The organism is Streptomyces sp. MJM8645, assembly GCF_001625365.1.
In the GTDB taxonomy this organism is placed as follows: domain Bacteria; phylum Actinomycetota; class Actinomycetes; order Streptomycetales; family Streptomycetaceae; genus Kitasatospora.
Genome location: NZ_LJJF01000002.1, coordinates 435396 through 455766 on the forward strand (window position 1 = coordinate 435396; position 20371 = coordinate 455766).

Below are 20371 nucleotides of genomic sequence, written 5' to 3' on the forward strand. Positions count from 1 at the left end.
ATCCGACCGTTCATAGGAGTTCACGGTGATTCACAGTGCGCAGCACCTGCGCCGCCGGCGGGGATGCCCGGTGCGGCCGCGATGAAACAGGCTCTTCCGGGGAAAACGGGCGCCCCGCGGCGGTTCGGGCGAACCCGGAACCGCCACGGGGCGGGCCATGCCGGTCGTCACCGGATCGGCACGGTCGCCAAGCTGCGCGACCGTGCCGACCGAAGAGCGATGCTCAGTTGAAGACCAGGACGTCGGTGCGCATCGGCAGCGGGCTGCCCCAGCCGATGTTGATCTTGAACGTCACCAGTCCGTTGCTGGGGGCGATGCTCGACACCTGGAAGGGCGCCGCACCGACGAACCGGTTCCCACTGTTGCCGTCGATCTCGGAGGCCGTGATGACGACCGTCGAGTCGATCCCGATGACGTTCCAGGCGATCTGGAGGTTGAACGTCCCGTTCCCCGGGGTCCACGTCCACCACCCCCGCCACACGGCGCCGACGTTGCCGCCGATCGCCGCGAGGCCCTGGTCCCGGTCGGCAGGCTGCGAACTGCTCGCGATCCGCGGCACCTCGATGGAGGAAGATTCGGCTGCGGCCATGACGGCTCCCCTCGCGCCGGGAGAGCCCCCATGAGCTCCCCGAATACTTAGAGTGTCCGTTAATGCGCACAGCGTCACAATCACTCGTGGGAGTGAACCTCCGGCGCGTCGCCGCGCTATCCACACGAACACCGTCCGCACCCGCCGCCCGCGCGCCCCCCCCTGGGGCTTTCGTTATGTCCGGCGATGAGGACGGCGTAGAGGTTCGCCGCGGGGGTGCCCGGCTCGCTGTTGCGCTCGCGCCATCCAAATGTGCTTACCGCACTGGTAATTGACGAAGACCCGGGAACAGGTCGTCGACACGCCCGACCCGCCCCCGGCGGACGTTCAGTGAGTGCCGCAGAAGACGGTGTCGAGGAACTTGATGCTCGCCTCGTTCTGCGCCGTCTGCTCGGCGTCATCGCCCCGCGGGGTGTAGGAGAGCGCGACCTGGCGGTCGGCGGTGCCCCACAGCTGGGTGGAGAAGCCGAAGGTGCCGCCGTTGTGGCCCAGTACGGTGGTGCAGGAGAGCGTCGCCTGCGCCAGCCCCATCCCGTAGTCGACGTCGTGCGAGCCCGGCACGGTCTGGAGCATCGTGGTCATCTCGCGCTGCTCCGCCGGACGCAGCAACTTCCCCTTCAGCACGGCCTGCTCGAACCGGACCAGGTCATCGGTGGTGGAGATGATCTCTCCGGCGGCGCCCGCCCAGGACGGGTTCTGGTCGGTGACGTCGAAGTCGGTCTTCTTGACGTTCCCGGTGCCGGCGCCGTCCACGGTGGTCCAGTAACTGTGGGCGCGCGGGCCGGGGATCGTGGTGGAGCGGCCGGGGACCGTGGTCTTCGTCATCCCGAGCGGTCGCAGGATGCGCTGACCGACCTCCTGTCCGTAGGGGTGCCCGGTGACCTGCTCGATGATCAGGCCGAGGATGTTGAAGTTGGTGTTGGAGTAGCCCCATTGGGTTCCAGGCTCGAAGTTCGGCGCGTGGGAGACGGATGCGGTCACCAACTGGCGCGCGGTGAACGTACGGTTCAACCCGCCCTGGGCCAGCCACGAACGGAAGACGGCCGGGTCGTTGAGGTTGGGGAAGACGTCGGTGCCCGCGTTGGTGGCGTCGAACAGGCCCGTGCGCTGGTTGAGCAGCTGGCGGACGGTGATGTTCTGCCCGTTGGGGACCAGCCCCGGCAGGTGGCTCGACACCGAGTCCTCCAGGCCGAGCCGGTGCTCACCGACCAGTTGCAGCACCGTGGTGGCGACGAAGGTCTTGGTGACGCTGCCGATCCGGAACCGGCCGTCACCACGGACGGGCGCCTGACCGACCAGGTCGGTCACCCCCGTGGCACCGCGCCACCGCTGGTCGCCGTCACGCACCTCGGCGATCGCGGACACCGCCTTGGCGTCGGTCAGCCCGTTGAGGGCGAGTTGCAGCGGACCGCCACGCAGGCGGGCCGACGAAGCTGCGGAGTCCTCGGCTCCCGCCGCAGCGGCGGAGGCGGGTGACGCGGACACCGCCAGACAGAAGGCTGCGATCAGGGCACTGGTCAGACGACGAGACATGGAGCTTCCCTTCACTCGGGCGAACAGGAGTTCGCCACGAGTCAGCCTGTCAGCGCCGCCACCGGGGGATCATCACTCCGGATGAGGACCCGTCCATCCTTCAACAGGCTTACGAGATCGACACCTTAGGACACCAAAGAGGTACGTGAGGGGTCGTCCGGCGGTCGCATCCGGCGATGCGCCCGCACGCTCGGTGGAGTTGTGGCCGGGGGGAGCCTCCGGTCTGGTGGCTCCCGCCGGCGTTCGGCACAAGGTCCCGTTCTGCGGCCGGTCAGCCGGCGCTGACGACCGTGCCGCAGATGATCGTTCCGTTGAGCGTGACCGTCTGACCGAGGTCGTAGGTGGCGGCCACCTCCGTGTCCGTGAGCGTGACCGTCCAACCATCGCCGGTCTTGGTCGCCTTGACGCCGGTTGCGTTGTTCTTCACGTAGCCGCCGACGTGGGCGGCCGTGCTGACCGGCATCATCCAGCCGGTGCCCGACTCGACGCCGGCGACGCTCGGACCGCCGGCGTTCTGGTCCGACGGCGCCTGGAAGGACGTCAGCTCACCCTTGATGACGGTGCAGGTGCTGTCGGTGGCCTTGATGGAGCCGGACTCCACGCCGCTGAAGGTCACGTCGGCGCTGCCCTTGCCGGCCTTCCCCGGCGCGCTGGCGGGGGCGCCCGCCGCTGGGGGCGCTGCCGCGTCAGCCGGCGCCGCACCCGCGGACGTCGAGACCGCGGCCCCAGGCGCGGTGGCGCTCTTGGCCGGGCTCGACGATCCACATCCGGCGAGGGATATCAGCGTCGCGCCGGCGATGAGCCCGATGACGGCACGTCGTCGGTGGAGTTCGGTCCGTGACATGTTCTTGCCCCTGAATCTCGCGTGTGAGTACTTGTTGATCACTGCGCAGAGTACGGCAGGCGGCTGTCGGTCGCGGAGAGATTGGATGCCGGACCAACGTTCTGCGCTGTGATCTCCATCCCCGGCACCATAGCCTGACGGTCTGACAAAAAGTGTTCGCACTCGATTTGGTGGACACCGATCCACCTGGCAGCAAAACGACCGTCCCTGACCCGCCACGCGGGAAACCGGATTCCTCCCCGGCCTGAAGGCCGGGACATCCTCCGGCATCCGGGTGAAGCGCCGCACGGGCGGAGGCAGGGGTCGCCCGGCCGGTGGGGTCAGCTGTCGACGTTCACCGCGGACCAGGTGGAGGCGACGGTGGTGGAGGCGGTGCTGTCGGGGCCGAAGAGGTCGGCGGCGGCCTGGAGGGTGGCGGCGCGGGCACCGGAGTAGTCGGTGGTGGAGGTCATGTAGGTGGTCAGCGCGCGGTACCAGATCCGCTCGGCGTCCACCCGGCCGATCCCGGTGACGGCCCGGCCGTCGACGGTGGGGCTGTCGTAGTCGTAGCCGTTGATCGTCTTGGGGCCGCTGCCCTCGGCCAGCAGGTAGAAGAAGTGGTTGGCGGGGCCCGAGGAGTAATGGACGTCGAGGTCGGCGATGCCGTCGTACCAGTAGTCCGGGGAGTGGCCGTCCCTGGAGGGCCGGTCCAGGTAGCGCAGCGGGGTTCCCTTGCCGTCGAGGTCGAGGTGCTTTCCCATCAGGTAGCCGGGGACGTCCTTCGGGTTGTCTGCGTGGAAGGAGACCCCGGTGCCGAAGATGTCGCTGGTGGCTTCGTTGAGGCCACCGGACTCCCCCGTGTACTCCAGGCCCGCGGTGGCGGAGGTGAGTCCGTGGATCATCTCGTGGGCGGCCACGTCCAGTTCGGTCAGGGGCCTGGCGTTGCCGGGCCCGTCACCGTAGGTCATGCAGGAGCACTTGTCGCTCCAGAAGGCGTTCGTGTAGTTGGAGCCGGCGTGGACCCGGCTGTAGGTGCCGACGCCGTCACCGCGGATGCCGGTGCGTCCGTGGACGTCCCGGAGGTAGTCCCAGGTCTGGGCGGCACCGTAGTGGGCGTCGACGCCGGCGGTCTCGTCGTTGCTCTGGTCGCCGTTGCCCCACCGGTCGTCCTGGTCGGTGAACAGGTCTCCTCGGCCCTTCGCCGCGTGGTGCATGTCGTAGGTCCGGTGGCCGCCGCGCGCGGTGTCGTTCATCTCGTACCCGAGCAGGGTCTGCGTGGTGCCCAGGGGCACCGTGCCGTTGTACTGGCCCTGGCCGATGCCGGTGTGCACGGCCTCGTAGGCGTACAGCTGCCCGCCCGAGACCGCGTCGGTCACGACGTGCCGCTCGCTCGGGGTGCCGTCGTCCTGCGTTCCCTCCAGCACCGACTCCCAGGCCAGCGACGGGGTCCGGGCGGCGGACCAGACGACCAGGCGCGGGGGGACGGCGGTGTGGAGCGCCTGCATCACCTGGGCCGCCGAGATCGCGGGCGTGGTGGTCGGCACGCTGATCGGCGCCCGGTGCGCGCGGGTGTCCGACAGGACGCCCTGCGCGCTGCGGTGGACGACCAGGTCGCCGCCGAGGACCGGCAGCGCGGCGAAGGTGCGGTGGTACCGGAAGTGGACGGTGCCGTCCTCGTCCCGGGCCGCGTCGTCGGGCAGCAGGATCTCGCGCGGGTCCAGGTTCAGCGCCGTCGCCGTCGAGGCGGCGATCCTGGCGGCTTCCTTCAGCAACTCGGCGTGCTCCCGGGGGGAGAGCGCCGTCGCGACACCCCCGGCCCGTACGGCGCCGGGAGGTGTGCGGGCGGCCGCGCCTGTCGGCTGCACGCCCGTCAACGCCACGGCGGCCAGGACCGCGAGGGCGGCGGCCGGCCGGGTGGACCGGTGGCGTGCGCGGCGGGGGATGGCAGACCGCAACAGGGGCTCCTCGGTGTTCGCAGTCATGGTTCGCGTCCACGTGCTCGTATGCCGGCCGGGCGTGACCGCCCGGCCGGCGCCGCGACGCGCTACCCGGCGTTGGCGATGGGGGCGTTGGTGACGACCTGGGGGTCGTCCTCGGGGTCGACGTCGTCGCTCGGCTCGACCGAGGGTTCCACGTCGCTGCCCGGCTCGAACGCCATGAAGTGCGTGGATCCGCCGTAGCTGAAGTAGCCGAGTTCGTCGCCCTTCCTCACCTCCTGGTCCTTGCGGACGGTGGGCGTGACCGAGGAGATCTCGCTGATGCCGACGGCGGCGAGGCAAAGCATGCCGACGCGGGGGGCGGTGCTCTCGATGAACATCAGAGCACGTGTGCTGGATGCCGCCGCCCCGCCGAACGACAACCCCCGAGGGGCGGGGCCCGACCCGTCCGGCCCGGCCGTGCCGAACACCAGGCCGGGAACGATCTCCACGTGCCGCACCACACCGTCGACCGGTGCGTGCCAGCGGTGGTAGCCGGTGGCGGGGAGCACCATCTGCAGGACGTCGCCGCCGACGAACCGGTCGGTGTAGGCGCCGTTGTTGAGCGTGTCCGCCAGGGAGAAGGTCTGGCCCTTGAGGGTGAACCCGGTGTCCTTGCCCACCTTCCGCTCATGGCGCACCAGGGTGCCGTCGCTCGGCGCGAGGACCGCCGTGGGGTCGGTGGAGACCGGCCGGGCACCGGGCTTGAGCTTGCGGTGGAAGAAGTCGTTGAACGACGCGAAGCCCCAGTACTCGGCGCCGCGGTCCGGGATCGCGTAGTCGTCGAGCCGGTGGCGTTCGACGGCGTACGGGGACAGCCAGCCGTCGTCCGCCTCGGTCAGCACGTAGCGGCTCGCGGGGCTGTCCAGGAACGCGCACCACTCACGCAGGACCTGCTGGAGCGCGGAGTTGAACGCCGGGGTGCGCAGCAGGCTCTCGCCCGCCTTCGTCAGCGACATGTTCGCGAACAGCGCGGACAGCGGGAAGAGGATCCGCTCCTCGGACTTGGCGCGGTACTCGGGTGCGGTCGAGATGATCTGGTCCACGCACTGGAGCAGGTGGCCGACGCCGTGGATCGGCTGGAGCTGGCGCGGGAGCTGCTCCAGCATTCCGGTCACCAGCAACTGGAGGCTCTTGTCCGTCTCGATCAGCTTCTTCATGGCCGCAACGGCGGTGCTGTGCGGCTCTGTTCGACCCTGGGCCCGGTCCGCGAGGTCCGCCAGCCAGGCGTCGACGGCCCGGCGGTCCTTCGGCAGGTAGCCGGCGACCCGCCCGAACGAGGCGCGGTAGCGGGCATCGGTCAACGCACCCGTGAGATCTCCGAGCATGCTTCCTCCGTCATGGCATTCGATCGGTGGCATCCGGCGCAGTTCCCCGCCAGTCATCGATGACATCCGACGCAGTTCCCCGCCAGTCTCGGCCACTCTCGCCCGACCGACAGGCAAGGAAACACCACCCGCGGCCATAAGGCCCGAAAGGCTGATGGCGATAACTCATCAGCTCAGCCGATTTATGCGACCTGGCTGGCTCTGCCTCCCTGAGACGGTTTCGAGGGACGGACCCGACGTACGGAGCGAAACTCCTAGCGTGCTTCGTAGATGCGTTTGTGGTCGCGGAGTGCGGCCAGGCGGAAGGGTTCGCATAGGCTGCCGTCTCATCCGGCCCACCGTGACAAGGACCAGCCCATGCGCAGCCGTACCGGTATCCGTCTGATCGAGACCGCCGACGCCGCCCCGATAGCCGCGCATCGGGTGCGGGACGTCGAGGCCTTCCGGCCGTGGGAACCGGCCCAGCCGGCCGAGTTCTTCACCCCGGAGGGCCAGGCGGAGCGGATCGACGGGCTGTTGGCCGGTTACCGGGCCGGCACGGTCTGGCCGGGCGTCGTGCTCGCCGACGACCAGGTGATCGGGCAGATCACCGTCGCGGGCATCCTACCGCAGCCGCACCTGCGCCGCGGCTCCGTCGGATACTGGATCGCCAGTGTCGCCCAGAATCAGGGGCACGCCGGGCGTGCCGTCGAACTCGCGCTCCGGGTGATGACGGACGAACTCGGGCTGCACCGCGCCGAGGCGTCCACCAGCCTGGAGAATGTGGCGTCGCACCGGGTGCTGCGCCGCCACGGGTTCAGTCCGTACGGCGTCGCGCACTCCTCGATCTTCCTCGACGGCAGCTGGCGGGACGGGCTGCTGTGGGAGCGGATCCTCGGCGACTGAGCGTACGTCCCCTCCGGCAACGGACGCCGGACGGTCCGTCACAGCTTCGCGGCGCGCGTCAGCAGCGAGCGGGCGGTCAGCGCGCTGGTGACGGCGGCGATGCCGGCCAGGAGCAGCATCTGCGGCCAGGCCGCGTCGAAGCCCAGCAGGGCGGAGTCCCGTAGGCAGCGGACCACGTAGGTGACCGGATCCGCCCAGGACAGCAGGCGCAGCACCGGGGCCATCTGCTCCACCGGGTAGAAGGACGGGGCGGCGAACAGCAGGACCGGGGCCAGGACGTTGACCGTCACCGTGAAGCGCTGGAAATCGGTGAACAGCGTGGCCAGCAGCAGGTAGAGGCCGTTGCAGGCGAAGGACGCCAGCACCGTCGAGGCGATCAGGGCGGCCCAGTGCCCGACCGGCCAGCGGAAGTCGAACACGGCGAGCGCGATGGCGAGTGCCACCAGGGTCTGCGCCAGGACGAGCCCCGCGCCCGCCGCCAGCTTGCCCAGGACGTAGCTGCTGCGCCGTAGCGGGTACGACCAGAGTTCGAGTTCCATCTGACCGAGCCGTTCCTGGAACAGCGACGTGCCCGCCGCGGTGGCCGCCGCCAGCATGGAGGAGAGCATCAGCGCGGGCACGGTGAACTCGGCGTAGCCGACGGCGCGTCCGTGGTACCGGACGTCGCCCACCAGGTGGGAGAGCGAGGTCGCGAACAGCAGCAGGTAGACCGCGCTCGGGGTGATCGCCAGCAGGAGGTTGGTCCGGTTGCGGGTGAGCAGGCAGTACTCGCGGTACAGGGTGGCGACGGCGTCCTGCCGCCACCGCCCGCGCGGGGCGGTGGGCGGGGCGGGCGCGGTACCGGCGGTGTCAGCGGAGGCAGCGGTACCGGCGGAGTCAGCGGTGCCGGAGGAGTCAGCGGTCGCAGTGGTCACGGTGGTTCTCCACGAGGTCGATGAACGCGTCCTCCAGCGACGGCGGGAGGTACTCCACGGACGCCGTGTCCGGGCCGTCGGAGCGCAGGCGGGTGAGAAGGGCGGGCAGCCGGGTGCGCACGTCGCGCCCGGACAGCTGCACCAGTCCGTCCGTGACGACGGCCTGCAACCCGGCCGAGCGGGCCAGGTCGGCGAACGGCTCGGGCTGCGCAGGGTCGGCCGTCCGGACGCGTACGACCTGCGGGCCGAAGCGCTCGGCGAGCTCGCGCGGGGTGCCGTCCTGGAGCAGCCGGCCCCGGTTGACGATCAGCACCCGGCCGCAGTTGCGTTCCAGTTCCTCGACGTAGTGGCTGGTCCACAGCATGGTGGTGCCGTACCGGTGGCGCAGGTCCCGCAGCAGCTCCCACATCCTCCGGCGGCCGCTGACGTCCATGCCGGCGGAGGGCTCGTCGAGCAGCAGCAGCCGGGGGCGGCCGAGCAGCGCCCGGACGATCTGGAGGCGGCGCCGCTCGCCGCCGGAGAGGGTGAACACCAGCTGGCCGGTGGCCGAGCCGAGGCCGAGCGTGTCCAACAACTCGTCGACCGTCGGGCGGACTTCGGGCCAGCGCAGGCCCTTGAAGGCGGCGGCGATGCGCAGGTTGTCCAGGAGGGACAGCATCATGTCGAAGGGCGCCGACTGGTGGACGACGCCGAGCTGGTGCTTCACCTCGCTGCCGGCCGTCGGCTCCTCGTCGAACACGGTGACCCGGCCCGTGGTGGGCGCGGTGACGCCGCAGATCAGCTTGGTGAGCGTGGTCTTCCCCGCACCGTTCGGCCCGAGCAGTCCGACGACGGCGCCGTCGCCGAGGTCGAAGGAGATGCCGTCGACGGCGTTGCGGGTCATGCCGGTGTAGCGCTTGACCAGGTTCTCGACGTGCAGCGGGGTTGTCATCCGCGCCACCCCGCGAGGTCCGACCGGCCCGGGGCCTGGTCCGGCCGGACGGGAAGAACGCCCCGGACGGCTTCGACGCGTGCGCGGACGAACTCGGCGGTGTCGGCCAGTCGCGGCGGTTCCAACAGGGTGCCGTGGCCGACGTGGAAGTCCGCCGTCCCGGGCCGCAGCGGCGGCCGTCCGCCCCAGCCCTCCGAAGGCCCGGTCGCCCGATCGCCCGAGGACCCGGTCGTCCGGTCGTCCGAGGGGCAGCCGGCGGCCCGGCCGATCAGGATGTCGACGTCGCGCCGGCCGGCGGCGGCGAGCAGTTCGTCGAGGGCGGTCCCCGGGAGCGCGCCGTACGGGGAGACGCTGACCACAGGTCGGGCCTCGCCCCTCGACAGGCCGGGCATGTCGCCGCGGCGCATCGCCGGGTGCCACCACGCGTAGGCCGGGGCCGGGCCGGGGAGCCAGATCCGGGTCCGGCCCGCCCCCCGGTCGGGGTAGGCGGCGAGCCTGGCCAGGTCCAGGGCCGCGAGCGTGACCGCTCGGCGGTACGCGGGCACGACCCCGAGGTACTCCCCGGGCCCGACCACCGGGTCGACCAGCGGGAGGTTGTCCCCCCGGGTGAGCAGCCGGCTGCCCGCCCGGTCGACCACGCGGTGCACGATCACCTTCCGGTCGAGCAGGACGACCGCCACGTCCCCCGGTTCCACCTCGTCGAAGGGCCGGGCCAGGACCGTGATCACGGTCCCGGGCTCGATCGTGGGCAGCATGCTCCGCCCGGCGGTCCTCAGCCGCGCCCTCCCCACGGCGGCGAGGGCGCTGCGCAGCAGTCGGATCTGCGACGGTTCCTCAGACACGGGCGTCACCCTGGTCCACCATCACCAGCAGGTCCTGTGCCAGCAGCCGTGCCACGAACTCCTGGACGTCCTTGGCGATCAGTGCCCGCTGCGCGGGGCTCTCGGCGCCGTGGCGCCGGGCGAGTTCGGCGACCACGTCCGGGACGGAGCGGTTCTCGGCCAGTTCCAGCCAGATCTCGGCGGCGGTGTGGTTGAGGGTGCGGAACTCCCCGCTGCGGGCGGAGTAGATCCGCACCTCGTTCAGGGAGGGGGTCCAGACCACCTCGGAGTCGATCAGGTAGTGCATCGGCGGTCCTCTCGGTCGGCGAGCGGCAGCAGGCGGCGTTCCGGGGCCTTCCAGTCCTCGTACGCCGGGTGGAGGGAGTCGTCCCGGACGAGCAACGGGCGGAACAGCTCGTCCCGTCCGGCCTTGAGCCGGGCCCCCGGGACGCCGTTCGCGCTCCACAGGCTGGCGATCATCGACTGGCGCAGGATGCGGCAGAGGTGGCGGCCGTTGCGGTGCACGTCGCCGGTCTCGGCCAGGTGGTAGGCCCGGCAGCCGCCGCCGCAGGCACCGCGGATGTAGCAGCGGCGGCAGTCCTGGAGGTTCTCCCCGGTGAAGACGTTGTTGGTCCGCAGGTCGGCGAGGACCGGGGCGGCGAAGATCTCCGCCAGCGGCTGCCGGCGGACGTTGCCCGCGATGTGGACCTGCTCGGTGACGAGCTTGCAGGGGTAGACCGTGCCGAGCGAGTTGACGTAGACCTCGTTGCCGCCCATGCCGCAATTGCCCTTCACCGAGCAGGGTTTGCTCGCTTTCGGGCCCTCCGGCAGGAGTTTGCCGGCCAGCGGGTGGGTCCAGCAGAAGTCCAGTACCTTCTGGTAGTCCGCCCAGCCGTAGTCGAAGCCGTCGGTCGCACCGCGGCCCAGGTCGGTGTGGTTCATCATCCGGACCCGGGAGATGTCGAGGTCGGCGACGAACTCGGCCAGCCGGTCGAGGACGTCGACGTTCTCGGGGGTCACCACGTGGTTGATGACCGGGGTGACGCCCGCCTGGTTCAGCAGGCGCAGGCCCTGGGCCGTCCGGGCGAAGGTGCCCTTGCCGCGGGTCCGTTCGTGCGTCTCGACGGTGCCGCCGTCCAGGCTGACCGTGACCTGGTTGAAGATCTCGGCCATCCGCTGCGCGGTTTCGAGCCGCCTGATGGTGGTGCCGTTGGTGATGATGTTGGCGGCGAGCCCGCGTTCCCGGGCGTGCCCGGCGACGGTGAACAGGTCCTTGCGGAGCATGGGTTCACCGCCGGTGAAGACGATGACCCGGGCCCCCAGGTCGGCGGCCTGGTCGACGAGGTCGAGCGACTCGGCGGTGTTGAGCTCGCCGGGCAGGGCCTTCTCCGACGAGGCGTAGCAGTAGGGGCAGCGCAGGTTGCAGCCGTCCGTGATCGCGTAGTAGACCATCGACAACTGCGGTTCCGGGGCCCGGACCACGGGGCGCCGGCCGGGCAGGTAGACCAGCCAGTTCAGGACCGCCTTCGCCAGCGCGCGTTCGACGGTGCCCGCGTCCGTGGGCAGCGTGCCCCTCGGGCGGCCCGGGGCGGCGAGGGCGCGGAGCACGTCGGTTTCCGGGGCGGTCATCAGGCACCAGGCCGCCAGCTCCGGATTGGTGACCAGACGGTCCCCGCCGTTCGTGAAGTAGACCAGGTCGTCGGGAACCACCAGGTCGTCCCAGAGTTCGAGCAGTTTCATTCTCCACCTCGGCCGTCAGGGGTGGGTGCCCGGCCCGGAGGCCGGGCACCGACCGGCTACGTGATGAGCGGTGCCGATCTCGGCAGGGCCGTCACTCGGCCGCGGGGTCCTCGATCCCGTGGCCGCTGCCGGCGCCGGAGAAGGCGCCGCAGCTGCAGGAACAGCTCATGCCGGCCTCGAACTCGTCGGACCTCATCTCCGGCTTGACCCAGGCGCTCTCAGTCATGGTTCGTGATCCCTTCCGTTGACGGGACCCGCCCTGGCGGTGCGGGTGGAATGAGCATGACGCTCAGTCAGCGCGCCTGGGGAGGGCAAGACTTGCCCTGGGTCCGGCCGTTGCCGTGTGCAGGAGGCGTGAAGGAACATGGCCGGTTGGTGTCTGTGCGACGGCACGGGGATCGCGCACGATGCATGCGTGGACACCAAGGCCGCGATACGCGAGTTCCTCGTCTCCCGTCGCACGCGACTGCGCCCCCAGGACGTCGGCGTACCCCCCTGGCAAGGCGTCCGCCGGGTCGAGGGCCTGCGCCGGGAGGAGGTCGCCGCGCTGGCGAACGTCAGCGTCGACCAGTACGTCCGCCTGGAGCGCGGCCAGGCCTCCCGGGTCTCGGACGCCGTCATCGACGCGGTCGCCGTCGCGCTGCGCCTGACCGCCAACGAGCACCGCTACCTGCGCACGCTCGCCCGCCCGGCCACGCCGCCCCGGCAGGCGGCCGGTCGCCGGGGCCCGGTGCGCCCCAGCGTCCAGCTCTTCCTCGACTCGATGCGCCGCACCCCCGCCTACCTGGTCGGCCACTGCGGCGCCATCCTCGCCTGGAACCACCTCGCCGCCCACGCCTTCCTCGACTTCGCCGACGTCCCCGAAGCCCGGCGCACGCTCGGCCGGCTCGTCTTCACCGACCCCAGGGCGCGCGACATCTACGTGGACTGGCCGACCAAGGCCCGCGAGACGGTCGCCTATCTGCGCACCGAGGCCGCCGCGCGCCCGCACGACCCGGAGTTCGCCCGGCAGATCGCCCGACTCCGCCAGGAGAGCCCGGAGTTCGCGGACCTGTGGGACCGGCACTCGATCATGGAACTCACCCACGACATCACGCGCCTGCGCACCCGCGCCGGAACGGTCGAGCTGTCCTGGGACGCCTTCCAGATGGCCGACGACGCCCACGAGTTCATCGTCGTCTACACCCCGACCACCCCCGCCGCGGCAGCCGTCCTCGCCCGCCTGGAGGGCGAGCCGGTCGACGGCCGCGACGACTCGGCAGGTCCGCGAGCCGGCGTGCTACCCGGTCAGCGCCGCGTGCAGTGGGGCCAGCAGGGAGAGGTCGTCGGTGGTGACGGTGAGGTGGGTGGCGCCGGCGGACCGCCAGGCGTCGGCGAGGGAGCGCCAGGTGTCCGGCCGGCCGGGGGCGGGGCGCAGGCGGGCCTCGATGCCGAAGGTGCTCCAGTCGCGGCCGGCTTCGGTCACCGCCGTCCGCAGTTCGGCGATGAGTGCGGCACCGCGGTCGACCCGGTTGGCGAGCAGGCCGGACATGGTGAAGCCGTCGGCGAGGGTGGCGATCCGGCGCAGTGAGCCCGGTCTTCCTCCGGTGCGCAGGGTGCCGCCGCCCATCCAGAGGGGTACGGGACGCGGCCGGGGGGTGAGGGTGACGCCGGAGAACGCGACGTGCTCGCCGGCGAAGTCCGCGGCCGGCCGCGTCCACAGCAGGCGCAGCGCATGGACCTGTTCCTCGAACAGTGCCGCACGGGTGCCCGGGGCGACGCCGAGGGCGGCGGACTCGGCGGGGTCGGATCCGATGGCGACGCCCAGCCGCAGTCGGTCGCCGCTGAGGTGGGCCAGTTGCGCGGTCTGCTTGGCGGCGAGCACCACCGGGCGGTGCGGCAGGATCGTCATCGCGGTTGCCAGCTCGATCCGGGTGGTGACGGCTGCCAGGAACGCCACCAGCGTCAGGCTCTCGTAGGCGGGAACGCCGGACACCAGGTGTTCGGGGACGGACAGGTGGTCGTACCCGAGGCTCTCCGCGGTCACCGCGAACGCGCGGAGTCCGGCGGGTGAGAGGGCCGTCGGGACGGTCCAGCCGAGGCGGAGGGTCATTTGCGGAAGGCCTCCGGGTCGGCAGTGGAGACGAACACCGCGCGCGGGCGTTCGGCGGGCAGCAACTGGGAGTTGAGGAGGTGGCGCAGTGCTTTCTCCCCGCCGGGGAGGGCGCCGGTGACGGACAGGTGGACGTGGAGGACCTGCGTGCCGTCCTCGTTCACCACCTCGGGCACGCAGTGCACGACCCCCGGGATGGCGTGCGCGGCCTGTCGGACGGTGTTCAGTGAGACCTTCTCGCCGCGCAGGACCACGAAGTCCGACAGGCGCCCGTGGAAGGTCAGATAGCCGTCGTCGATCGAGAAGGCGTCCCCGGTGGCGATGGTCCGCGGCCCCAGCAGGACTCTGCCGCTGTGCTGCCCGACCCGTCGCAGCAGTACGGTGCCGGATTCGACCAGCAGTTCACCCACGTCGTCCTGCACCCCGCGCAGTGACGCGCGCACTCCCGGCAGCGGGCGGCCGACGGAGCCGTACCGGTGCGCGGGCTCGGCGTGCGCGGCCAGGGTCGACACGCGCGGTCCGGCCTCGGTGAGCCCGTAGGTCAGGTACAGCTCCGCGGAGGGCCGCGCGGCCAGCAGGCGGGCCACCTCCGCGGGTGCGAGCCGGTCCCCGCCGACCGCCAGTGCCCGCAGGCCGCGTGGCACGAGCCGGGGGTCGGCCAGCAGTTGGCGGGCGATCGTCGGGGTCACCGCCGAGTGGGTGACCCCGCGCGCGGTGACCGCGTCGCGGTAGGCGGCCGGCGAGAACGGCGGCCCGTCGAGCACCAGTCGCGCCTTGGTCACGTACGCGGCGAACGCCTGTGCCACGAGGGCGTAGGAGTAGTACAGCGGCAGGTTCACCAGCAGGGTGTCGGCCGGGGTGATGCCCGTGGCCCCGGCGTGCAGGCGGGCGTTGTGCAGGAGCGAGGCCACCCGGTGCACGCACGCGCTGAACATCCCGGAGGTGCCGGAGGTGGACAGCAGGATCTCGCCCGGCCGGTACGGGGTGGTGGGGTGCCCGGTCGGTACGGCGAACGCGCCGCCCACCGGCGGTTGCGGCCCCGCGCCGGCCAGCCGGGTGGTCACCACGACGCCGGCCCCGACGTGCCCGGCCAGCGCGCGCACCCGCTGCCACGGCGTGCTCGGCGGCACGGCCAGCGGCACCAGGCCCAGCAGCAGCGACGAGAGCAGCACGCGCAGCAGTTCGACTCCGTTGGTGAGGCAGAGCACGACCGCGTCGCCCGGTGCCAGGCCCAGCCCGGCCAGGTCCGCCAGCACGTCGTCCACCCCGGCCGGGGCGCCGCCGCCCGTACTGGCCGGGGTTGCCTCGACCCGGGTCAGGAAGTCGGCCACCTCGGACCGGGTGAGGCTGTTCACCGGTCTTCCCGGGCGCCGGTCAGGACCAGGCAGCGACACAACTGTCCCTCTCCCGCAGCGGGTTGCAGGCCGACCAGGAGCACGTGCCGGGCGTGGCCGTCCGCGAGCCAGCCGCCGATCACCGTGAACGCGACGGGGGTGGCCCGGTCGGGGTGCGCCGCCAGCAGCAGGGACGGACCGCGCAACTCGTGGCGCAGGGCGGGCAGCCCGGCCAGCACGCCCGGGTTCGCTCCGGCGAAGCGCAGCGGCGACACCCGGGACTTCGGCACCGAGGCGGCGATGCGGCGCATCGTCCGTTCGCTCCCGGTCGCGCTCATGACCAGGATCCCGGTGTCGGCGGCGTCGTCGAGCACGGGTTCGGCGCAGTCCGCCAGTGCCCGGTCCACGGTCTCGGCGACCAGCCAGGCCGCCGGGTCGGCGTAGAAAGACGGTTTGTTCACCGCGTACTCGTCCGGGTCGCCGGCGACCACCGTCGCCGAACCCAGCACCCGTATGCCCGTCGGCACGTGTGTCACGCCCTCATCCCTTCGAACAGCAGGCACGTGTTGAACCCGCCGAACCCCAGTGTCAGGCTCAGTCCGGCGCCGGGGCCGACGGGTTGCGCCGATCCCGCGGCCAGCCGCAGCGGGGCCGCCGGATCGCGCAGCCCGAGGACCGGGGGGACTCGTCGGTGGCGCAGTGCCAGGACCGTCGCCACGGCCTCGATGGCCCCGGTCGCGCCCAGGCTGTGCCCGAACGCCCCCTTGGTGGCGAACACCAACGGGCCGTCGGCTCCGAACAGTTCCAGCAGGCTGCGCGCCTCGACCTCGTCGTTGAGCGGGGTGCCGGTCCCGTGGGCGTTGACCACCGCGATGTCCGCGGGTGCCAGGCCCGCGGAGGCCAGGCAGCGTTCGACGGCGCGCAGCACGGCGCGCCCGGACGGGTCCGGTGCGGTGAGCCCGGCGGCGTCGTTGGCCGCGCCGGCCCCGCGCAGCCGGGCGTACACCCGGGCGCCGCGTTCCCGGGCGGAGTCGGGGTGTTCGACCACCACGAAGGCCGCGCCCTCGCCGAGCAGCATCCCGTCGCGCGCCCGGTCGAAGGCCCGCAGTCCGGTGGGGCTCATCGTGCCCAGCGCGGAGTGCCCGAGCCGCTTGGCCTCGGTGACCACGTCGACCCCGCCCGCCACGCAGACCCGCCGCTCGCCCGAGCGCACCAGGGCGTGCGCGACGGCGATCGCGTCCGATCCGGCGGAACAGGCGGTCATGACGCAGACCGGGGTGCCCGGGTGCCCGACGCCCGCCGCCGCGTCGTCGGCCCACGCGTGCAGCGTCGGCTCCGCCTCGTCCAGGCAGGCGCCGAAGCTGGTGCCCAGGACCAGGCCGACCTCGGGGTCGGTGGTGGACAGGCCGGCGTCCGCGAACGCGGCGGACAGCGTCCGCCCGGCGAGCGCGCGCTGGCGCTCGCCCGCCCCGGTCCCGTACGGCACCGACGCGATGACGGCGGCGGCGGTGTTGCGCAAGGGGTGCGGCGAGTGGACGGGCGCCAGCGCCGAATCGCCCGCGCACAGCCGTTCCCACACCGCGTCCTGGTCCCGGCCCAGCGGAGTGTCCCAGGCCAGTCCGGTGATCACCGGGGTCACCACGGCCGGGCCGCCGCGGGATCGACCTTCGCCCGGCTCATCGCGCCGCGGAACCCGGCGACCGATCGGCCCTCCACGGTCACCACGGCGGAGAAGGCGAAGGTGGGGCCGGACAGCCGGTCCGCGCGGACGTCGAGCACGACCTGGTCGCCGGGCACGACCGGGGCGAGGAATCGGGACTTGACCGTGCCGACCAGGGTGACCTCGTCGTCGGCGAGCGGATCGCTGCTCAACTGGTAGAGCAGGACGCCGGACTGGGCGAAGGCCTGCATGGTGTGGCTGCCGGGCAGGATCAGCCCCGGGGTCAGGCCGCGCTCGGGCAGGTGCCCGGACAGCGCGCCCATCTCCGCCGAGACGGCGAACATGCTGCGCAGGAACACGCCGGGCTCATGGTCCAGAACCCGGTCGATGAACAGGCGGGGGTGGCGTCCGCGCACCAGGGCGGCGATGGCCGAGGTGCCCAGCGGACGTGCCTCGCGGACCGGGGTGGGAGGGGGTGCCGACTCGTTCGGGTGTCGCATCCGGGACGATTCCTCTCAGGGCCTGTCGCAGCGGTGCCGGTAGGGGCACCGCGCGCCGGGTGTCGGGGGCGACGGCGGCGAAGACGAGGTCGCCGGCCACCAGCGGGGTGCGGGTGCCGTCCTGCTCCTCCCGCAGCAGGTGTACCGCGAGGGCGAACCAGGCCGCGCCGACGTGGTCGACCCGGGTGTCCCCGATGATCACGTCGCGGTACACGGCGCTGTTGAGGTAGGTCACCCGCAGGTCGGCGACCACCAGGTCGACGTTGGCCGCGCCGAAGGCGGTCAGACCCGCGTCGTGCGCTTCGAGGTGTTCGGTGCCCACGGTCTCCATCAGCGAGGTGTAGCGGGAGAAGTGCACGATCCCGGTCGCGTCGGTGTCGACGTGCTCGACCCGGGTGCGGAATCCCGCGCTCACCACAGGGCCCGGGCGCCGGCCGCCACCCGGTCCACGATCTCGTCGGCCTGCGTCCCGGTGGTGATCAGCGGCAGCACGATCCGCAGGGTGGGGTGGATGTAGCGCCGGCCGCCGGAGCGTCTGCCCGCGCCCGCCATGAACTCCGCGTACACGCCCGCTTCGATCAACTCCCGGCGCAGCGCGCCGATCCGGTCCGCCGCCGCGGCGGTCAGTTCCACGCCGAGCATGACCCCGCTCCCGCGGACCTCGGTGAACACGTCCGGGTGGCGGCCCACCAGGGCGTCGTCGAGATGCTTGGCCAGGTCCACTCCGACGTCGGCCGAGCGTCGCAGCAGCCCTTCGGTCTCGATGTGCTCGATGCCGTCGCGGATCACCGCGCAGTTCGGCGGCCGCAGGTCGGAGGTGGTCACGGCGCCGGAGGAGCGGACGGCCAGCTCCTTGCGGGCGATCACCATCGAGGTGGACACCGTGCCCATGCCCAGGAACTTGCCGATGACGGTGATGTCGGTGGGCACCGGCCCGTCCGCGTCGCGCATGGCGAACCAGCTGCCGGTCTTGGCGAACGTCAGCACCTCGTCGGCCACCAGCAGCACGCCGTCGGCCGCGCACCGCCGCGCGAGTTCGCGCAGGTATCCGGGCGGAGGCGCGAGGATGCCCGCGTCGCCCTGGATCGGTTCGACCACGACGGCCAGCAGCCGGTCGGCGGACTCGGCGAGGTACTCCGTCAGGGCGTCGAGGTCGCCGAACGGAATGTGGTGGACCCGGACTCCGTACGGGCCGGCGGTGTCCGCGCCGGGCAGCCCGGCCCGGTAGTACCTGCGGTTGAGCAGCTGCACCAGCCCGCTGGTCCAGCCGTGCCAGGCGCCGTGGAAGGCCAGGACGGTGTCGCGCTGCTCCTTGCCCGGGCGGTGGCACAGCCGCCGGCCGTCGAAGCGGGACTCCAGCACCAGCCGCAGCGCCAACTCGTTGCCCTCCGAGCCGGAGTTGCGTCCGCTGACGTGGTACCGCCCCGCGGGGAAGTGGTCGGTCCACAGCCCGCCGGGGCCGAAGAGCCGGTCGAGGAGCTCCGCCCGTTCCAGCGAGCCCAGTTCGTCGGTGACGTTGCCGACTCCGGTGCTGCGCGCGAGCGCCGCTCGTACGACGGGGTGGTCGCCGCCCAGGGTGGCGCTGGCGTAGCCGCCGCTGGCGTCCAGCAACCGCAGCCGCCTGCCCCGGCGTTCCGGGCTCAGGTCGACCACGTCGAGGTGCAGGCCGCTGCCGCCCACGCAGGCGAACGGGAGCCGGGTGGCCCCGTAGTGGTTGAGGTGCAGGTCCGTGCCGCGCAACAGCACACCGGTCCGGTCCCCGGCGTGGTCGTCAGCGGTGACCGGGGCCGTGCTCACGCGGTGGCCGGGGGGCGGTCGGCCCCCGACAGCCGCTCGACCAGTGCCAGCACATCGCCGAGGGTGGACAACTCCCCCGCCGCGATGGCCTCGTCGGGGATGCTGATGTCGAACGCCTCTTCACACTGCACGCGCAGTTCCACGAAACCGAGCGAGTCCATGCCGTAATTCTCGCGCAGCCTGTCGTCGAGTCGCATCCGGTCGATCGGCACCTCCACCAGCACCTCGGAGTGCAGAATTCGCTTGATGGTCTGCAAAGGATTCACCAGAACTTCCCCTCTGGGTGGGTTCATTCGAACAGGCGGCGACCGGGCGTCCGGCGTGCGGAAAGGCGAGTGAGATCGCGGAAACGGTCGGGCCGAAAGCGGGCCGACGCCGATCGAAATACAAGGCGGCGCCGGCCATTCACGCTTTATCGAAGCTAGCCGAGGCCTTATCACCTGTCAATGGTCGACGATTTATCCGCCACGCACCTTCGAACACCGGATTCGACAATTCTTTTGCACGTTAGTTCGACGGCGATTCGGCCATTTCCGAGCACACGGTCCGTACACCCGCGAAAACCGGCCCGCAACGCGCCTCCCGAGCGGGCCGCGATCGACAGTCGAGCGGCAGCTATGCACCTTTTGTGCAATTTGAGACGCATCTCCGTCTGGCGCATATGCTTCTTGTCCTGGTGAATCATCCCGAACTAGCCTGAGGTCGTCCCTTTGTCCGGATGGACACAGAGCGCGGGAACGGGAACGCCATCGGGCTCCCCGGTGGCAGCGTCAGGCCTCACCCCCGGCTTCCTCCCCGTTCACTGCGAGCGCACCATCCGATGGCGCTGACCACTTCTGTCGATAGCGCTGACCATTTCTGCTTCCTGCCGACCGAAGTCCGCCTCCTTGCGCGGCTGTCGGCAGACTCCTTCGAAGGAGCTTCGAAACGCCATGAAAGTCACCCCCGACGCCCTGCGCGGCGTCACCGTGTTCGTCGGCGGCCCGATCCAGCACGCCTTGGTGCCCGGCGGGATGGCGGCGCCGATCCACGATTTCCTGAGACTGACCATCGACCAGTCGCGGCAGGCCGGCGCCACCGTGCTGTCCGCACACGTGGCCGAACGATTCGGTGCCGACACCGCTTCGTTCACCCCCGAAGAGGTGTCCGTGCGCGACTACGCATGGATGCGCGAATGCGATGTGTTCGTGCCGGTCCTGCCGGTGCTCGACGGCACCCTGCTGCGCACGGACGGCACGCACATCGAACTTGGCTGGGCCAGCGCGCTGGGCCGCCCCATCGTGGGCATCACCGACCAGCCCTTCTCCGAGTCGGCCAGCCACCTGCTCAAGGGACTCGCCCAGGTCGCCGCCGCAACGTTCCTGTCCGCCAAGGAGATCGCCAAGGACCCGGCGCTGCTGGTCGACGGCGTGCTCGCGGCGCTGGGCCGGACCAGGGCGGCGGCCTGA

Annotated in this window: 21 protein-coding genes and 1 pseudogene; 3 read left to right on the forward strand and 19 right to left on the reverse strand. The window is 71.7% G+C overall.

All coding sequences use genetic code 11. The annotated features are described in order from the left end of the window. Positions 1-223: 223 nt before the first annotated feature. The 5 genes from A6F73_RS32655 to A6F73_RS32675 all read right to left on the reverse strand — a co-directional run bounded on the left by A6F73_RS32655 (position 224) and on the right by A6F73_RS32675 (position 6249). Positions 224-589 (reverse strand): hypothetical protein, encoded by a 366-nt coding sequence (locus A6F73_RS32655; RefSeq protein ID WP_063351981.1) that lies wholly within the window; start codon positions 587-589, stop codon positions 224-226. A 327-nt stretch (positions 590-916) separates the two neighbouring features. Next, complete coding sequence (locus A6F73_RS32660) at positions 917-2122, reverse strand: serine hydrolase domain-containing protein (protein ID WP_079136465.1); 1206 nt, start codon at positions 2120-2122, stop codon at positions 917-919. Positions 2123-2393: 271 nt separating this feature from the next. Next, a complete protein-coding gene (locus A6F73_RS41875; protein ID WP_159398653.1) occupies positions 2394-2966 on the reverse strand; it encodes a hypothetical protein in 573 nt (190 codons plus the stop codon). A 320-nt stretch (positions 2967-3286) separates the two neighbouring features. Then, entirely contained in the window at positions 3287-4900 is a 1614-nt protein-coding gene (locus A6F73_RS32670; RefSeq protein ID WP_244293787.1) for a M4 family metallopeptidase, read from the reverse strand. A gap of 89 nt (positions 4901-4989) precedes the next feature. Further along, positions 4990-6249, reverse strand: coding sequence for a phosphatidylserine decarboxylase family protein (locus tag A6F73_RS32675; protein WP_159398654.1), 1260 nt, complete (start codon positions 6247-6249; stop codon positions 4990-4992). A 357-nt stretch (positions 6250-6606) separates the two neighbouring features. Between A6F73_RS32675 and A6F73_RS32680 the strand changes: the two genes are divergently transcribed. Continuing rightward, positions 6607-7134 (forward strand): GNAT family protein, encoded by a 528-nt coding sequence (locus A6F73_RS32680; RefSeq protein ID WP_063351984.1) that lies wholly within the window; start codon positions 6607-6609, stop codon positions 7132-7134. A 38-nt stretch (positions 7135-7172) separates the two neighbouring features. Here A6F73_RS32680 and A6F73_RS32685 read toward each other — a convergent pair whose 3' ends face one another. The 6 genes from A6F73_RS32685 to stsA form a co-directional block, all read right to left on the reverse strand. Then, entirely contained in the window at positions 7173-8048 is an 876-nt protein-coding gene (locus tag A6F73_RS32685; protein ID WP_079136467.1) for an ABC transporter permease, read from the reverse strand. Continuing rightward, positions 8029-8979 (reverse strand): ABC transporter ATP-binding protein, encoded by a 951-nt coding sequence (locus tag A6F73_RS32690; protein WP_063352714.1) that lies wholly within the window; start codon positions 8977-8979, stop codon positions 8029-8031. Before A6F73_RS32690 ends, A6F73_RS32685 begins: the two co-directional genes overlap by 20 nt. Then, complete coding sequence (locus A6F73_RS32695) at positions 8976-9821, reverse strand: S24/S26 family peptidase (RefSeq protein ID WP_063351985.1); 846 nt, start codon at positions 9819-9821, stop codon at positions 8976-8978. The genes A6F73_RS32690 and A6F73_RS32695 overlap by 4 nt, the downstream gene beginning before the upstream one ends. Beyond that, positions 9814-10107 (reverse strand): PqqD family protein, encoded by a 294-nt coding sequence (locus tag A6F73_RS32700; protein WP_063351986.1) that lies wholly within the window; start codon positions 10105-10107, stop codon positions 9814-9816. The genes A6F73_RS32695 and A6F73_RS32700 overlap by 8 nt, the downstream gene beginning before the upstream one ends. Next, a complete protein-coding gene (gene stsB / locus A6F73_RS32705) occupies positions 10095-11540 on the reverse strand; it encodes a StsB family radical SAM/SPASM domain sactipeptide maturase (protein ID WP_063351987.1) in 1446 nt (481 codons plus the stop codon). The genes A6F73_RS32700 and stsB overlap by 13 nt, the downstream gene beginning before the upstream one ends. Before the next feature lie 91 nt (positions 11541-11631). Continuing rightward, positions 11632-11766: a StsA family sactipeptide RiPP gene (stsA, locus tag A6F73_RS44220; RefSeq protein ID WP_279634967.1), complete on the reverse strand. Its 135-nt coding sequence runs from the start codon at positions 11764-11766 to the stop codon at positions 11632-11634. A 138-nt stretch (positions 11767-11904) separates the two neighbouring features. On the opposite strand from stsA, the pseudogene A6F73_RS43620 reads away from it, so the two are divergent. Continuing rightward, positions 11905-12753 (forward strand): annotated as a pseudogene (locus tag A6F73_RS43620) (helix-turn-helix transcriptional regulator); the annotation flags it as partial. A gap of 66 nt (positions 12754-12819) precedes the next feature. On the opposite strand, the gene A6F73_RS43625 reads toward A6F73_RS43620, so the two are convergent. Genes A6F73_RS43625 through A6F73_RS32740 form a run of 8 tightly spaced genes read right to left on the reverse strand, consistent with a single transcriptional unit; the run spans position 12820 to position 19189 of the window. Next, positions 12820-13632 (reverse strand): TIGR03619 family F420-dependent LLM class oxidoreductase, encoded by an 813-nt coding sequence (locus A6F73_RS43625; RefSeq protein ID WP_063351988.1) that lies wholly within the window; start codon positions 13630-13632, stop codon positions 12820-12822. Continuing rightward, positions 13629-14987 (reverse strand): class I adenylate-forming enzyme family protein, encoded by a 1359-nt coding sequence (locus A6F73_RS32715; RefSeq protein ID WP_063351989.1) that lies wholly within the window; start codon positions 14985-14987, stop codon positions 13629-13631. Before A6F73_RS32715 ends, A6F73_RS43625 begins: the two co-directional genes overlap by 4 nt. After that, a complete protein-coding gene (locus A6F73_RS32720) occupies positions 14984-15502 on the reverse strand; it encodes a hypothetical protein (protein WP_063351990.1) in 519 nt (172 codons plus the stop codon). Before A6F73_RS32720 ends, A6F73_RS32715 begins: the two co-directional genes overlap by 4 nt. After that, positions 15499-16596 carry a beta-ketoacyl synthase N-terminal-like domain-containing protein gene (locus A6F73_RS32725; protein WP_244293788.1) on the reverse strand — a complete coding sequence of 366 codons (1098 nt, stop codon included), beginning with the start codon at positions 16594-16596 and terminating at the stop codon, positions 15499-15501. The genes A6F73_RS32720 and A6F73_RS32725 overlap by 4 nt, the downstream gene beginning before the upstream one ends. A 5-nt stretch (positions 16597-16601) precedes the next feature. Then, positions 16602-16985: a polyketide dehydratase gene (locus A6F73_RS32730; protein WP_244293789.1), complete on the reverse strand. Its 384-nt coding sequence runs from the start codon at positions 16983-16985 to the stop codon at positions 16602-16604. A gap of 7 nt (positions 16986-16992) precedes the next feature. Beyond that, positions 16993-17541 (reverse strand): thioesterase family protein, encoded by a 549-nt coding sequence (locus A6F73_RS39860; protein ID WP_079136610.1) that lies wholly within the window; start codon positions 17539-17541, stop codon positions 16993-16995. Beyond that, entirely contained in the window at positions 17538-18923 is a 1386-nt protein-coding gene (locus A6F73_RS32735) for an aminotransferase class III-fold pyridoxal phosphate-dependent enzyme (protein ID WP_063351993.1), read from the reverse strand. The genes A6F73_RS39860 and A6F73_RS32735 overlap by 4 nt, the downstream gene beginning before the upstream one ends. Continuing rightward, complete coding sequence (locus A6F73_RS32740; RefSeq protein ID WP_244293790.1) at positions 18920-19189, reverse strand: acyl carrier protein; 270 nt, start codon at positions 19187-19189, stop codon at positions 18920-18922. Before A6F73_RS32740 ends, A6F73_RS32735 begins: the two co-directional genes overlap by 4 nt. Before the next feature lie 666 nt (positions 19190-19855). On the opposite strand from A6F73_RS32740, the gene A6F73_RS32745 reads away from it, so the two are divergent. After that, positions 19856-20371 (forward strand): nucleoside 2-deoxyribosyltransferase, encoded by a 516-nt coding sequence (locus tag A6F73_RS32745; protein WP_063351995.1) that lies wholly within the window; start codon positions 19856-19858, stop codon positions 20369-20371.